The 14,124-nt window shown below is 40.5% G+C and carries 26 protein-coding genes; all 26 read right to left on the bottom strand.

Features of this window, described 5'->3' with window-relative positions; translation table 11 throughout:
* Positions 1 to 16 precede the first annotated feature (16 nt).
* Positions 17 to 319 carry a hypothetical protein gene (locus tag M2353_RS02875; protein WP_144487692.1) on the bottom strand — a complete coding sequence of 101 codons (303 nt, stop codon included), beginning with the start codon at positions 317 to 319 and terminating at the stop codon, positions 17 to 19.
* Between the two features lie 91 nt (positions 320 to 410).
* Entirely contained in the window at positions 411 to 806 is a 396-nt protein-coding gene (locus M2353_RS02870; protein ID WP_284724907.1) for a phage structural protein, read from the bottom strand.
* Between the two features lie 14 nt (positions 807 to 820).
* On the bottom strand, positions 821 to 1,855 hold the full coding sequence (locus M2353_RS02865) for a DUF3383 family protein (protein WP_144487693.1): 1,035 nt from the start codon (positions 1,853 to 1,855) through the stop codon (positions 821 to 823).
* Between the two features lie 4 nt (positions 1,856 to 1,859).
* The gene (locus M2353_RS02860; protein ID WP_284724906.1) at positions 1,860 to 2,339 is read right to left on the bottom strand and encodes a phage neck terminator protein; all 480 of its coding nucleotides are present in this window, start codon (positions 2,337 to 2,339) and stop codon (positions 1,860 to 1,862) included.
* A complete protein-coding gene (locus tag M2353_RS02855; protein ID WP_144487695.1) occupies positions 2,332 to 2,682 on the bottom strand; it encodes a hypothetical protein in 351 nt (116 codons plus the stop codon). The genes M2353_RS02860 and M2353_RS02855 overlap by 8 nt, the downstream gene beginning before the upstream one ends.
* Positions 2,682 to 3,182, bottom strand: a complete 501-nt coding sequence (locus tag M2353_RS02850; RefSeq protein WP_284724905.1) for a hypothetical protein — start codon at positions 3,180 to 3,182, stop codon at positions 2,682 to 2,684. Before M2353_RS02850 ends, M2353_RS02855 begins: the two co-directional genes overlap by 1 nt.
* Before the next feature lie 4 nt (positions 3,183 to 3,186).
* Positions 3,187 to 3,522, bottom strand: a complete 336-nt coding sequence (locus M2353_RS02845; RefSeq protein WP_047947199.1) for a phage head-tail connector protein — start codon at positions 3,520 to 3,522, stop codon at positions 3,187 to 3,189.
* Positions 3,522 to 4,379 carry a phage minor head protein gene (locus tag M2353_RS02840; protein WP_284724904.1) on the bottom strand — a complete coding sequence of 286 codons (858 nt, stop codon included), beginning with the start codon at positions 4,377 to 4,379 and terminating at the stop codon, positions 3,522 to 3,524. Before M2353_RS02840 ends, M2353_RS02845 begins: the two co-directional genes overlap by 1 nt.
* 11 nt (positions 4,380 to 4,390) lie before the next feature.
* Positions 4,391 to 4,543 carry a hypothetical protein gene (locus M2353_RS02835; RefSeq protein WP_173407917.1) on the bottom strand — a complete coding sequence of 51 codons (153 nt, stop codon included), beginning with the start codon at positions 4,541 to 4,543 and terminating at the stop codon, positions 4,391 to 4,393.
* Positions 4,543 to 5,445, bottom strand: a complete 903-nt coding sequence (locus M2353_RS02830) for a phage major capsid protein (RefSeq protein WP_284724903.1) — start codon at positions 5,443 to 5,445, stop codon at positions 4,543 to 4,545. Before M2353_RS02830 ends, M2353_RS02835 begins: the two co-directional genes overlap by 1 nt.
* A 12-nt stretch (positions 5,446 to 5,457) precedes the next feature.
* Complete coding sequence (locus M2353_RS02825; protein ID WP_284724902.1) at positions 5,458 to 6,039, bottom strand: DUF4355 domain-containing protein; 582 nt, start codon at positions 6,037 to 6,039, stop codon at positions 5,458 to 5,460.
* A 31-nt stretch (positions 6,040 to 6,070) separates the two neighbouring features.
* Entirely contained in the window at positions 6,071 to 7,516 is a 1,446-nt protein-coding gene (locus tag M2353_RS02820) for a phage portal protein (RefSeq protein ID WP_284724901.1), read from the bottom strand.
* A 4-nt stretch (positions 7,517 to 7,520) separates the two neighbouring features.
* Complete coding sequence (locus M2353_RS02815) at positions 7,521 to 8,723, bottom strand: PBSX family phage terminase large subunit (protein ID WP_284724900.1); 1,203 nt, start codon at positions 8,721 to 8,723, stop codon at positions 7,521 to 7,523.
* Complete coding sequence (gene terS, locus M2353_RS02810; protein ID WP_284724899.1) at positions 8,710 to 9,465, bottom strand: phage terminase small subunit; 756 nt, start codon at positions 9,463 to 9,465, stop codon at positions 8,710 to 8,712. Before terS ends, M2353_RS02815 begins: the two co-directional genes overlap by 14 nt.
* 139 nt (positions 9,466 to 9,604) lie before the next feature.
* On the bottom strand, positions 9,605 to 9,943 hold the full coding sequence (locus tag M2353_RS02805) for a hypothetical protein (RefSeq protein ID WP_284724898.1): 339 nt from the start codon (positions 9,941 to 9,943) through the stop codon (positions 9,605 to 9,607).
* A gap of 73 nt (positions 9,944 to 10,016) precedes the next feature.
* The gene (locus M2353_RS02800) at positions 10,017 to 10,517 is read right to left on the bottom strand and encodes a hypothetical protein (protein ID WP_284724897.1); all 501 of its coding nucleotides are present in this window, start codon (positions 10,515 to 10,517) and stop codon (positions 10,017 to 10,019) included.
* A 156-nt stretch (positions 10,518 to 10,673) separates the two neighbouring features.
* Positions 10,674 to 11,138 (bottom strand): hypothetical protein, encoded by a 465-nt coding sequence (locus M2353_RS02795; RefSeq protein ID WP_268456092.1) that lies wholly within the window; start codon positions 11,136 to 11,138, stop codon positions 10,674 to 10,676.
* Positions 11,139 to 11,153: 15 nt separating this feature from the next.
* A complete protein-coding gene (locus M2353_RS02790; RefSeq protein ID WP_258521774.1) occupies positions 11,154 to 11,276 on the bottom strand; it encodes a hypothetical protein in 123 nt (40 codons plus the stop codon).
* Between the two features lie 106 nt (positions 11,277 to 11,382).
* Positions 11,383 to 11,589, bottom strand: coding sequence for a hypothetical protein (locus M2353_RS02785; RefSeq protein ID WP_165379016.1), 207 nt, complete (start codon positions 11,587 to 11,589; stop codon positions 11,383 to 11,385).
* Between the two features lie 38 nt (positions 11,590 to 11,627).
* A complete protein-coding gene (locus tag M2353_RS02780) occupies positions 11,628 to 11,804 on the bottom strand; it encodes a hypothetical protein (RefSeq protein WP_284724896.1) in 177 nt (58 codons plus the stop codon).
* On the bottom strand, positions 11,801 to 12,064 hold the full coding sequence (locus M2353_RS02775; RefSeq protein WP_284724895.1) for a hypothetical protein: 264 nt from the start codon (positions 12,062 to 12,064) through the stop codon (positions 11,801 to 11,803). Before M2353_RS02775 ends, M2353_RS02780 begins: the two co-directional genes overlap by 4 nt.
* On the bottom strand, positions 12,061 to 12,471 hold the full coding sequence (locus M2353_RS02770; protein ID WP_284724894.1) for a hypothetical protein: 411 nt from the start codon (positions 12,469 to 12,471) through the stop codon (positions 12,061 to 12,063). The genes M2353_RS02775 and M2353_RS02770 overlap by 4 nt, the downstream gene beginning before the upstream one ends.
* Entirely contained in the window at positions 12,468 to 12,677 is a 210-nt protein-coding gene (locus tag M2353_RS02765) for a hypothetical protein (protein WP_120207417.1), read from the bottom strand. The genes M2353_RS02770 and M2353_RS02765 overlap by 4 nt, the downstream gene beginning before the upstream one ends.
* A 2-nt stretch (positions 12,678 to 12,679) precedes the next feature.
* Positions 12,680 to 13,054: a hypothetical protein gene (locus tag M2353_RS02760; protein ID WP_284724893.1), complete on the bottom strand. Its 375-nt coding sequence runs from the start codon at positions 13,052 to 13,054 to the stop codon at positions 12,680 to 12,682.
* Positions 13,054 to 13,704 carry a dUTP diphosphatase gene (locus M2353_RS02755; protein WP_284724892.1) on the bottom strand — a complete coding sequence of 217 codons (651 nt, stop codon included), beginning with the start codon at positions 13,702 to 13,704 and terminating at the stop codon, positions 13,054 to 13,056. Before M2353_RS02755 ends, M2353_RS02760 begins: the two co-directional genes overlap by 1 nt.
* A gap of 211 nt (positions 13,705 to 13,915) precedes the next feature.
* Positions 13,916 to 14,119 carry a hypothetical protein gene (locus M2353_RS02750; protein ID WP_284724891.1) on the bottom strand — a complete coding sequence of 68 codons (204 nt, stop codon included), beginning with the start codon at positions 14,117 to 14,119 and terminating at the stop codon, positions 13,916 to 13,918.
* Positions 14,120 to 14,124: the final 5 nt, after the last annotated feature.

The raw sequence follows: 14,124 nt of genomic DNA, 5'->3' as shown, positions 1-14,124 counted from the left end.
CCGCCACATGTCCCACTCACTCTTTGCTTTGTTCTTGTAATACTTCCTGTCCTTCGTCTTCCGTTGTAAGAAACGTGTCACATTCGTTCATGACCTCCTGCAAGGCCTTCAATCCTTGCTCATCCCAATGAGACCAATCTACTTTAGGGCTGTGAATTACATGTTTCATGTAACCGTCATACAAGGCATCTAAATTAATAGAGCCATCACCAGTAGCTACAGATGATTGCAATTGAACTACCTTTCTTACTCCTGGATGGACAAGTGTATATGTGACACCTTTTACTGTTACTTCTTTCGATTCGCCGTATTTTGCCATTGGTTTTCTCTCCCTTAGTGGTTTTTTCATATGAAGAAAAGCAGCCTTTTCAGACTGCTTTCGTGTGTTCGTTTTCTTTTTTTGAGCCATGTCATTTCACTGTGTAATCAAAGACTTGAATTTCAAACTCTCTGTCTCCGACTTCGTCTGAATACTCTGCATCAGCATTCTTTTTAACAGCAGCTTTGGTTCCACCGATTGTTTCTTTTACCTCACCATTATTCTTGATCCAGATCGGAAATTGTTTACCGTTATTTGCGTACTGGTTGAGTAATGCAACGAATGGTGAACCTTGTGACAACGTTAAAGTGATTGTGCCAAGTCGATTGTTGGTAATAGCCATACTAGCTTCGCCTTTAGCACTCATTTTCGTTTGAAAGTTATCTTCATCCTTGGATGCAGAAACCATAGTGCCTTCTGAAAATCCTGTTACAATTTTACCGGCCACCGTTATGGTGACATCCATCGGATTATATGTGTATGCCATTGATTAAGCCCCCTTTAAATAATGATTTCCCCTGTGATTTCTGCCGTGTGAACGGCTCCGGCAAGCTCGAATCTAAACGACAAGCCGTCATACACACGGTTTTTGCGGTTTTCGTCTGTCATCTCGCTTCTTCCTTTAGACTGAACAGAATAGACAGGCTGTCCGTCCTCATCAGGTGCAATAATTCCGTTAGTAAATGCTGTTTCCAAAACGTTGATAATTTGTGATTCAAGCAACGCGAACCCTTCATTTGTGTAAGGGATTTTATCAGTAGTGCTTAGAGCGGTTTGAATAGAAGTCTCGATATTAAGCTTGACCCAATCTTTGCCGTGCAGCACGTCAATAAATTCACCCGAACCTGTAATACCCTCGCTTGTTTGATTGCGGCCAGCTTTAGTCACAAATGCAATGGCACCCGCCTTGTGGATGTTTTCCAACGTATCGACTTTGTAGTCTTGCGGTGTGACACCAATGAGAGACTTAAACTTCCACGTAACAGACCCGACAGGCTTGTTTGCAATTGCTCCAATAAGCGCGGCATCCGGTTCCTCATCAACAAGCGGATGATGGAATACAATGGTCCGATCTTTTCCTGTGTATTGCTCAAGCTCTTCAAATGACGCGACTTTCAAGACAACGAATTTATATGACTTCTCTTCAAAGAATTTAGACGCCTCAAGGCGGTCTTCTGCGTTAACAGCAGCCAGTAATACAAAATGAAAGTCTTTGTCAAAATACTCTTCTAATGCGTTTCTAACGCTGAAAACCTGTTTGGGGTTCTCTGTATCTCCTGTTTCAAATTCGTGCCCAAATGAAGCCACAGCGACCTTATTCGGCGCATTGTCACCTTGTGCAAAGATAGCCGCCGCCTTTTTGTAAGTAGCCGTGCTTTCCCCGTAGTTCTGCTTTAACGATTCTAGCGATCCGTATTCTCGATAAACACTTTCCGTAGCACTTGTGTTTTTAACCAAGATGAGCGGAATGCCAAGACCTACAAGCGTTGTGGGCTTTAAAATATCAATTTTGACTTTTACGTCTGATAAAGGCATGTAATTACCCTCCTACATTCTCGTTATTTATGGTGACGGAATCAAAATACTCTGACTCTGCCCCGTTATGTGTTACTCGTATTCTGAACCGTGCATCAAAGCCATGACGACGCTCATTTTCAATTGATATAAATGTATCTCTGTTACCTGTTCCCTCCGCTCGAATAAACGCGATTCCCTTATCATAAAGAACCTGCTTCGCCTTCATTGTTTTCAAAAGCGTAGCAGTCTGTTGTGTTAATGAAATCACTTCAATAGCATCATCGGAAATCCAAGTGAACGAAAAGAAAATATCTACATCTTCAGTGATCGCATCACCTTCGATAATTCCCCGATGTTGGGGAATGTATGGTGATGTAACGTTATATGTGCAAAAAGGATAAGCAGGCTGCTTTCCTGTTCCGTTTTCCATAATCACTTTGTGACCGGTACTATCTCTGATGACACCAATTACCGTGCTTATAATGGACTCGTAATCAATCAAAGCTGCTCACCGCCTTTAAGATGTAACTATTAAAATCTGCGTAATCCTCGAAAGGATTCATAGATTCAACATGGTATGTGTTCCCCTTGTAAACCACTTTAGATTTCAAAGGGATCTCCACAGATTTACTGATATAAAGTTGGCGGTCAAATGTCGTTAAACGGCCACCTGATTGATAGATTAATTGACTAGGTAGAACAACAAGCGCCCCTTTTTGCGTGGTGGTTACGACTTCACCATCTTGCCATCGTCCGAGATTATCGTAGTCTCCTTCACTCTGCACAACAAGATCAAAAGTCACGCTATATTTGCCTATGAGTTTCATGAAATTGAACTGACTCATCACTGAACCTCATAATCAATTGAACCAATCAGCTCACCTGTATCAACAAGCGGATTCGACGATCCTTTTTGTTGAGTGGTAAATGGTTGGTTTGCTGGTGATTTCAGATCCCGGGCGTATTTTTGTATTTTTCCCTTTGTCTCAAGACCGATAGAGTTCATGACGTTTCGAGTGCTAATACCTTTTTGAACAGCTTCAAGCAGAAATCGGTCTAATTTACGGAGTATTTCACGCTCGTTTTCATCCCATCCCGATCTAATAAAAGATCGTTCGGGGATCACAATGTGAGTGGTATCTTTTCGCAAATGCAGACCTTGAGAATGAAGATATGCACGCATCTTTGGCGTCACTGTGATACGTGTTCCAAATTCATGCACAGCTGCAATCATGGCTTCTTTTCCTGTTCCAAGAACACCCACTCTTGCTTTTCTCTCGCCATTTCCAAGTGCGTTGACAACTCTAGGGATTCGATTTTTGTCTTTGATCTTTATTCGCCCCATTTAATCACCTCAACGCTCGGAACTTAACTTTTCTGTATTTTCTCCACAGCTTATACACAGCCTCGTAACGTGTATAATCACTTGTGTATGTCTTGCTCATGCCGCCGATAGATTCGGAGGAAACACCGACCTCATTCGAGCGGTCAATCTTAATCATCATTGCAATTCCTTTTTTGACTGGTGACGGCAATTCAAGTAACCCCTCTTTGTTTAAAAAGGGGTTGTTGCAATATTCTTGTGCGTATTCAATGCCGTCTTGCAATTCCAGTTTAAGCTTTTCATCCTGTGACTCATCATCTAAAGGGATCTCTAAGCGGGTTTTCAACTCTATTAAGTCCATTATTCACCCCTCAATCCCACTACTTCATATGTTAGAAAGCAGCGGCAATGTATGTCATTGGCTGCGCTGCCTGATTGTCCAGGCGCAACTGCTGCGACACCATTTCCTAGATCAAATTGTTCATTGACCTTTCTACGCTGACCTTGCAACGCCTTATGATTCGCCTTCCGAGTTTGTCGGACCCGCTCATCATCAACGTTGTTCCATACCTTCTCCATAACTATGCCTTGTTGCTCAAATTCTTCAGCTTTATTGTGCGTGGCTTTTTCTCGCACTCTGTGGGCTTCTGTACGAGCGATAACGGTCGATCTATAGTAGGAGCTATCAAATGCGCTTCTAACTCGTCTAGCAATGTCTGAAAAGCGTTCACGCTCAATAAACCCTCTTTCTATTGCTTCGTTTATGTCCTTTACAATCATTGCACGATGCTTTTCCAATGCTTGCGTTAGCTTGAGTCCATACACAGCGTTCTTACGAGCTTCTTCAACTAATTTTGGCAAAGAAGGCGTTGCATTTCTTAGCTTTTGATCAATCATTGCTTCGACAACGGATGCCAACCAATCATAAGAGAAATCATAAGTATCTTCTAAGAGCCGTATGATTTCCTTTTGAGAGCGGGTATCCAGTTTGGAAGCCAAAGCAATTACTTGAGACTTCAAGGCCTCAATATCGTCAAACTGATTAATGTCAGCATATGAAAGGTCTTCACCTTGATCTAATTTCTCGTACAGGTCCGTAAGAGAACTCATAAATTCCTTTGAGGCTTCACGATACAGCTTTTTTAACCTTCTCATGGCCCCTCGTTCTTTAAGGTCCAACGGCTTCAAAAGCTCGTTTAAAAATTTCCCTTTATCCACCGTCATCCCCCTTATTCTTCTACTAGTTCTTCAGGAACTTCTTCAACTTCATCTTGTTCCTGCTTCTCGCCCTTTTTGTCGAGCTTATAGCCTAAGTCTTTGTAGATGACTTCAAATGCTCTTTCTGTGACATCGAGTGAGTGCTTACCTTTTTTAATTTTCATTACTCACCAGCAGCTCCTTTTGGTGTGATAGCAGCAAAAGCATCATCATTAAGAGTCATAAAGCCAACTTGTTGAGTAACACGTAAAGCCACTAAATCTTGCTCAAATAAGCTAATCGGTTTGCCATCGTTATCAAGAGTACCTTCAAGCGTAGCGTCTTCACTGATTTTGTATTCCATTCCTTGTGGGATGCCGTATCTAGCCATGCTCCAATCACCAGCAAACAATGAAGCTTTATCGTACTTCCAAGACTTAGAATCAACATATCCGATTGGTAGACCCAAAGCATCAGGTGTGGCTCCGCTCTTTGGATCATTAAAAATCGGCAAGCCATTTTCATCTTTTGCACCACGCAATTTTTGTTTAAAACGACGAGTTGTTGTAAAGCCATTTGCGTCTTTATCAGCTTCTTCTAAAAGCGCCATTACTGCGTTTAACTCGTCATACAGGCCTCCCAAAGAATCTAATTCAATTTTATTCCCTTTAGATTCAATTCTCTCCATGACGGATACACCTTTACCAAATGGAGAGCCAATGCCAAACAAAGCAGCTTGGTCAAATTTAATAGCGAAAGCTTCTGCAATTGCTGGCTGCATTTCTGCGAAGAAGTCCGGCACAGAATAACGTAAAAACTCCTTTGAAACAGGAATGATAACGCCTAGTTTTTTAGAAACCATCTCCGCTTTCAACCATTTCGCGCCATCCGTTTTAATTCTTTCGCCTTCACCTACCCAGTAGGCTCCCGGTCCTTCTGCTAAATAAGTAAACTCCTTTTTAGGCTTAGTCATTTCTTCATATTGAGCCAGCTGTGTCACTGCTGATTGTGTCATAAAGTCTTTTAATACTAATGTTCCCGTTTCTGTAGGAACCGCCCCTGTCTTTGCATCTTGTAGCATTACCATAATTATTTCCCCCTATTTTCTAATGTTTGCTTCTTGAGCAAGTGTTCTAATATCAATGTTTCCAGTAGAATTACCTGCTCCGTTACCTCGTTCAATTTCGCGGCCTGATTCTTTAAATTTCCCATCTACAGCTGCTTGCACGGCAGCATTGAATGATTCTTCAAGCTTACTTAGATTTTCCAGCGTAGAATCTTCGTTTTCTCCAATAAAAAAGTCAATAACGTCCTTTGGCAACTTCTTTTCATCAGCTGCTTTAAGGGCTTTATTGACTAAAGTTTCTCTATTTCGTGCCGCTTTTTCTGCTTCAATTTCTTTTCTGAGCTTTTCTACTTCAAGTTGTTCAGGTGTTTTAGAAGGATTCCTTTTTGAAACCTCATCTTCAACGATTTTTTCAAGGTTGTTCTCCTTCCATGTATCAAGGCTTTTGGTAAAGTGCTGATCTAAACGCGGCTGCAAGAGCTTCTTTCCTTCTTCTGTTTCTAGGAATCCTTTCACCTTGTCTGCTGACACGGCTGATAGTTCCCCTACAAACGCTTTTACTTCTTCATTCTCTTTATTTTGTTCAAGAAACTGCTTAATTTCTTCAATGTTCATTTTTTCATCCTCCAAGCCATGTAGTACGAGCCTACACGTCTAAGTTTTCCGTCTTTTCACGACTTCCGGCAGGTCGTTTGTCTAGCTCTTCATCTTCGTCCAAGTTGTAGATTGAATCTACTTTCGACTCATTCATTCTTTCTATTTCGTATTGGACATCGTCCACGAATGTAAGCTGTGACAACCTTGTTTCTTCACTTACTAGGCCTTTTAGTTTTGCTGTGGTTTCAGCTTCTTCAGTAATGTTAGCAGGAAGGTTACGTGTAAAAGTGAACCAAACTTTTAGATAATCGTCATTGGTTATAGATGCGTTTTTCCTCGCCCATGCTGAGCAAAGCAATTTGTACTGATACCGAAGGGCAGCAGTCATTTTCCGCTCCATCGTAATGCATTTGTTTTCTAATGCCATAAGCTTGTACCGCATTGCAACTCCTGTGAGATTGCCGCCAAAGGCTTCATCTGAGAAGTTAACCGATTTAGAGAACCGCATAATGTTTTCTTCCAGACGGTTTAGATGATTTTCGATCATAGTATCGTTAATATCTTTCGTCAGAAACTTTACGTCATCGTTGTCGCCAAAGAGCTGAAATACTCCGTGTTTTTTAAGATTCTCAAGAGTCTCATCATCGGCTCCCATACCTTTGAATATTAGATAAGCTAATCGCAATTGCTCAATCTCATTTGAGGCATCTGACAGCGTCCGATCATAAGCATCAATTAGAGAAAGGACCTTTTCAGCGTCGCCCATAAACTCATCATTGTTTGGCAAACCGAATAAAGGGCAGTGGTCGAATAGATGTTTATTAACTTCGATTTCTGTCCATCCATTCTCATTCTTCTCGAAATAATGAACGTGAGATGAGTCATAAAACTCAGCCTTTTCACGCTTAATCTGCTTTCCATCTACCCAGGTTGTCACCTCATAATATCGAAGAGCAAATTCAGGTTCAGTTATGTCATTGCCGCTACCAATAATGACCGCTTCCCACGGATCAATATTCACAGTCCTAACTTCTCCCGCTGTGTCGACATAAGCCAAGCGAGCGGCATACCCACAGATGGCCGCTTTCTTACCCAGTTCACTATCAGCATCCTCGATAGTATTTAACAGATTAAATCTATTGATCACTTCGACTAAAGCCCCTGAATCACTTACTTGGTTTTTATCCACCTCATAAGTGATTGGATGACCGAACATGTAACCCACTTTTGTATCAACAATCTCACTATCAAAACCATTGTTTAAGCGGTTATTAACTCGATTATCTATTCTGAGGATCGCCCCTGTCTCAAAGTCCTCTTGATGCCCCAACGTAAAAGCATCCCTTTGGAGAATTGGCACGCCTTCAATAGACGCTTTGTACCTCTCGTACTGATTGATCATTTTCTCTCGCTGTGTTTTATGAGAAGTTATAATTGCTTCAATGACTTTGCTGTTAACCTCGTTTTGCCTTAAATACTGTACAAATTCATTCATTTGCTCACCTCTCTCCTTTACGCCTCATCGGTTTATTATGTGTATAGAGGGCATAACGCACTGAATCAAGCACATCGTCCCATTCTTTAACTGGATCACCCGTCTTTTGATTCCACACATACATGAATATTTCTTGTTTGAAGCGCTCTACTTTGTCTTCAACAACAAAAAGACTGTTCTTCTTGAACAAGCCTGCCACCTCTTCTATACCAGACACTACAGCCTTATCAGCATTCAAGGCTCTTAACCTCTCACGCCTGAATCTAACAACATGTTCTGGCCGAGCGGTATCACAATAAAAATTCATGCTACCGTAACGCTCTTTTATATCTTTCGCCACTTTGACCCAATAATCTATTTCTTCATGCTGCGCTGCATGCTCTTCCAAGAGATAATAATTTTGCTTATCATCCTCTCCAATAACGACGATGGAACCAAAATGCTCATACCCCCAGTCAACGCCAGCGAAGTATTTTACAAAGTTGACGTTCTCTAATTGATCTGACCTGATGTAATGCACATCTTTGTTGAAATCTTTGTATATCACGCCTTCAGGCGCAACCCAATAACCATGAATATCCCTGTCCGTAAACATGCCGCTCGGTGTCGATGCCACTATACTTTCAACATATTCAGGATCAAGAAAGTTATTATCAAACAAAGAAAAGTGAAAAGCCCTGATGTTAAGACGGCCACTCTTTAACCTTTGCCCGTCTTTGTCGATGTAATCCTTTTTTACGGTGTGCATTGGGTTTTCAGGGTTTGTATCCATCAAGACCATTGCGCCCTTGTAGGAGCAACGGGATATAACTTCCTTCACGAATGAATCATGAAGAGCGGTTGCTTCGTTTAAAAATGCGCCAGCTGATGTAAAACCCCTTGCTTTTTTCCAAGCATCCACATTTGCACCATCGAAACAGTAGACCCGGTTGCCGAATATCTCAATGGCATTTGCTTTGTCTAGTTTAAGCTCTTTCTCTAATATCAATTCAAGGTCATTTAATACGTTACGCTTGATGGCTGCTTGAGTAGCACCACCGATAATAAATGAAAGACCCTTGTTTTGATATTTACTAATGTGAGCAAGGAATGCTAAAAGAAGCACGAATGTTTTCCCTGCTCTCTTTGCTCCGCTACACAAAAGGATTTTAGGACGCTCTTTTACGAAGCTGTCCCATACCTCTTTTTGTTTTTTATTCAATTCCATGTTCAATCACCATCTTTTGAAGCATTGAAGCAATTTTGTTTTCCCCGCTGCTTTCGCTACCGCCATCAATGGCCTTCTTAGTCTTCTCGATGTTCAAGCGCATTTGCTCCAGTTTAAGCCGTCTTTCGTCTGTCTCATGGGCTATGTTGTCAAACTGCTTTATCAAGCCCCTAAGCTCAGACATTGCCCTAGATTGAGCGTTTAGGAAAGTAGCATGACGATCCCAAGCAAACTGGAATTCGTATTCTTCTTCTTCGATGTCAGCTGAATCTGAAACAACTGATTTTTTCTTTTTCAGCTCTTTAATCATTTCGTCTTTGCTTTCAACGAACATGATTTTCTGTGCCCGCACAATTGCGGTGAATTGAATCTGTATTTGTTCCCACAGCAGATCAACAGGTGAAAACTCCTGAATGTCCTGCATGATCTCAAACGCTTCTGCCGGCATGTGCTTTGAGTAAAAGCCATGAGTCTTTGCGTTTTGGTTTCTTGCAGGAGCACCGCCGCTATTTCCTACAGCGTTTTTGTTCCCTTTTGGAGCACCACGAATAGGAGCGCTCCTTTTCTCAATCGGAGCGCTCCCTTTAAATTCTTCATCCCATTTGTCATTCGCTTTCCACTTTCTAATTGTGTTTGCAGTGACCCCTAATTCTTCCGCAATGTCTTTTAATAAGCGGCTTCCGTCACTTTCCTTCCACAACTGAAATGCTTTGTCTCGATTCGGATTTCTTGCCCTTGCCATGTCACATCACCGCCACTCCTTTCTTTGTGTTGTTTTGTAATTTTTATTCACTCTAAACTGCCGCCGCACTCTACCTTTAAGCCGATGCTTGGTGTAAAGAATTATCGGAAGCAGTTTACAGGGAACAAAAAAACACCCCTTAAGAGTGTTCTTCTTGACCTACCATTTGTTTTAAAGTGCTGATAACTTCATTGTTAAATCGTGAAGCTCTCATATATTCCTTCTCAACAGCTTCAAATTTTGAACTATCTTCTTCTGCTTGCTCTTTTAAGGTATGGATTTGAAAATGTTCTTTAAAAGCATCTGATTCTCCATACCCCATAATTTCTCTCTGCTGCGCAATTCTATCAAGAATATCAGCTTTTGCCCTTTTCAATTCATATTGTTGTTTAGCAGCTTCATATTGATCGGTTAACTCAAGATTATTATTAGTAATTTCATCTAACAATTTTTTGAGCAGTGTTAATTCAGTAGTCATATTATCACCTCCCACCTTTATATCGGCAGAAAGTAAGCACATGGAACTATTCGCAAAATTTGTCGAACGAAATTCACTTTAGACCTTTTTCTTTTCTAGAGTATATTTTCTCAAAAGTTGTTAACATCGAACCTGCAATGTCTCTATCATTTTTTTCTTGATTCAATATATTAAAAAGCCATAGAAGTGATCCCCCTGCAATTACAACACCCAGCCACTTGTATTCCTGAAATTGATATTGAATTATAAGCAACGTACCGATTAAAGAACCAATAATAGAAAAATTCTTGTGATTACGCTCTTTTCTATTGTCTATATGAGAAAATCTAAAAATTGCATATTCTAGACATTCAATATCCAAATCATAAAGAGTCGCTAAGCTCTTTTTATAATATTCCTTATCTTTACCATACTCAAATTCCTTTAAAAAATATTGAAGCAACTCGCTTTCTGGATATGTGTAAATGACATCTTCTAACTCCATTAACTTTTTAGAGTAAATTTCATTATCTATTTTTTTTATTTTTTCACTTCGTATTTTATTTTTTTTTGCGTGTTTCTTTTTTTTACCCAACTCTACTCACTCCTCAATATTATTATCGGATAAGATTGATAAAGTTGAGGAGTCTACGAAATTTGTCGAACGAATCCCTAGCTCGCAAGAGCAAGTGAAAATATATTAATTTGTGGTGACGCGGGAAAATTATGCCTCCCCGTCCTGCCTTCAAGTTTACACTGCGGTTTTAAGTGATTTCAAATGTTGAAGAAAATTGACTTTCTTGACTTCTTTGACGATGTTGCCGATTATTTCAGTTTTGATTTTTCTAATTGTGTCTCTTGAGCATTCAAGATGATCTGAAATAGCGGTGTAACTCATTCCAGTCATCATGCAGTCATACACGATTAAATGTCTTTCCTCTTGCATTTGGTCCACAGCTTTATTAAGAAAATTAGCAATGGCTTCGTATTTGAGCAGTCGCTTTTCTCTGCGGTCAAGATGTCTTAGTTCAGCTTGGCTTATTCCTGCTGATCCTTTAGGCATTGCAGCTTCATCACCGTATGTTGCCGTTAGCTTTTGACCTCCTGCAAACTCAACACGATTCAGGATCCTTGTGAGCCTGTCGATCTCTCGTAACATAAATTCATAATCTCTAATCCATTCTTCTACCTGCCAAGCAATCATTTGATCTGTCATCTATATTCCCTCCCGTTATTTACGCTTATAAGCCCCGCCTTTGGCTCTTTTGAGTCTTTGCATGTTTTGCCCCATGAGTTCACGTATCTCTCTTTCTGTAAGCTCCTGCGGTCGTTTTTTCGGCTTTTCCTTCTTCATGGCTGCTCCTTTTCCGACAAATAAAAAACGGACACCAACCAGCACCCTTAAAAGGTGTTGATCAGTGTCCGCAGGCTCTCCGTCTTGGACTTATTTATTTGTTTTATTAATTAAATTCCATTCCGTATTCATCACCATGATCCTCAATGAACTCTTTCAAAAAATCATCTAATTTATCGTAAAAGAACGAATCATCTTCCGCGCCGTTTATGAATTTCTCTATGTCTTTTTCATTAAGCTTTAATTCCGACAGACCTTCGCCGTTCTCTAACTGGAATTTAAAGAAATTCCTAAATGCTTGTCTTGGATTCATACTTTATTCTCCTTTTTGGCTCGTGCCGCTTTTTATAGTCATTCGAAGACCTTCGACCTTGCATATCTCAATAATTCGTAATCCTTTGCGCTGATATTCACATTTGCTTCACCACAGTGAGCACAATAGATGTTTCCCGGATGATTAAGCTCGTCAATATATGTCCACTCTTCGCATTCCTCACAATAGTAGCTGTGCAAGTCTTCTGCTGTCATTCCGTTACCTCCGTTTCTGGATACATAGCAGCTTCAACCTTTGCTAAGATCCCTTTTTCGATTTTCGTTAGCTTATGGCCATGCATTTCTGTATGGAGAATGTTATCCTTGATGGCTGCTAGTTCTGATCTATCAAAATTGATAAATTCCTCAACCTGTTTGATAAGCCACTCAACATGCTCTCTATCAAGGTGAACCGTACCGTGCATGCTATAAACTTGACCTGCAAATATTTTCTTAATATCGTTTAAGTGGCTCATTTTTTCACCTCGAATGACGGCGTATAGATGTAGCCCTTAATGCCTGTCCAGTTTTTGTTTTTATATATCGTCATTTTGATACGGTGCGTGCCAGCTGTATGGTTGACGATGTAAAACTCTTTTGCTGGCGTGGCGCTTTTAAACGATCCAACAAGACTAAAACGCTGATCTTTCCATTTGCCGCTCACCTTCTTTTGAAGCGTGAAGCGATAGTATACTGTCTCATTGCCTGTTTTACGTGCTGTCACGTCGATTGATTTAGCACGTGGTGTGTATGAATTGGCATCCGTTGATACGCTGACAGTATGCCCGCCAATTGTTTTATATCCGCTCGTTACTGCCGCAGCAGACGGCGCATAAAGCACCGCCGCAATAATAATAGTTAGTGTGATTAGTAGTTTTTTCATTTGAAAACCTCCCCATGAAATATATTTCGCTTTTTGACTTCAAAAATAATAGGTAAACCGTCATCAAAACCATCATCAAAATGTGTGCAGCTCCCAAATTGAGCAATCAATGCTTCTTCCATCTCGCTTTCTGTTGGATAGTGGTCCCATTCGCCACAATCTATCGTTTCTAAAACTTCTAAAGTAAAAACTGATTTTAATTTCATCTTTATTCCCCTTCCACTTTCAATCTAATGCCTGCTGTCAAAGCGTCTTGATAAACTAGGCTTGCACTCAATGCGTGATGATTTCTGGCATCTGTACTACTGCTCCAGCCTTCATAAAAACCTGCCATCGCTTCATATTTTTGTGATATATGGTGATCATAACGAACTTGAAAAGCCTGTTTTTGTTCCTCTAGCAACTGAATTGCCGTTTCAAGGTATGTCGCAAGATCCAACGTTTCTTCAAGTCCGTGCTGCAACCACCCTTTTAGATCATAGGAGGAGGTTTTGACATAAGCCCCGTACTTTTGAAGGCCTTTTTCCTGCTGCTTATGCAATTTCTCGATGACTGAATATACAATTGGGTTATTTTCGTTCATCAGTAACCCTCCTGCTGCCGCTTGTGATTGACGGCGTTCTTTTCCATGTACGCTTGTTCTATTTGATCCAACGTGAAGCCGAAGCCAACGACTCCAATCGCCAAGAACAATCCCCAAGCTATATGGAAGTGTTGTTTTTTACTTTCTTCATCCTTGAGCATTCGAGAATTCAATAAGCTCCATTGCATCTCCACGAAAACTCCTGAAAGCCCTCCGTCAAATCCTGCTTCTTTGAAATCCTCAATCGCCGCTTCTGATACACTTAACTCTTCTTTCCATCCCTTTTTAATCGCAATTGATAAGAAGAAGTGCAGGCAGTCCACATATTCTTCGAGTAATCTATCGCCAACGTACACTTCTTCGTGGTCTTCGCATTTTGGGCATGGTAGCGATAATATTTCACCCTCATGTATCACCTCATATCTTCCTGGTTGGTCTACGCATACATCACAATCTATATAACCTGTCCTATTTGGTTCTTGATTTTCACTCCAATGCTTGAACCAGCGCCCTTCATTAGCGAATTCGCCTAGTTCAGTAATTAGAGCAACATATGTGTTAGGCAGAAGGTCTTGACCTTCCAGCCCTTTTTCTCGGATGATTCGGCGGTCTAACTCCGCCTGCATTTCAAACATTTTTTCAAGATTCATTTCGCGTCCTCCTGAATATCCTTTTTGATAACTTTTAAGAAGAATGTCACTGTATCTTTAACATCCACTTTGTCAAAGCATGTTCTTTCATCTGTGTCGCAAAGAGGTATTCTTAATTGCATATTTGATTGTTCATAGATTTTAAAACTGGTAGTTTTTCTATTGCAAAATACACACGGTTTACTTTCATATGTTGACATGCTGCCTATTCTCACAATAATTCCTCCTGCTTCACATATTGGTTAAACTCAGATAGCTTCTTAAAACAATCCTTACAAAAGCGTGTGCTGGTTTGATTTCCCTTAACTTCGATAACTTCATCGTAAGGATATTGCACCCAATTCCCGTTCACTGTGGCTCTTTCGCAATAATTACAAGAACCAGCTTCTTTTCTTTTTTCGATTCGGATTTCCACAGGTA

The organism is Bacillus aerius (assembly GCF_029894105.1).
GTDB classification, from domain to species: domain Bacteria; phylum Bacillota; class Bacilli; order Bacillales; family Bacillaceae; genus Bacillus; species Bacillus altitudinis.
The sequence above is the reverse complement of the archived record's forward strand: the minus strand, read 5'-3'. Positions and strand labels throughout refer to the sequence as shown.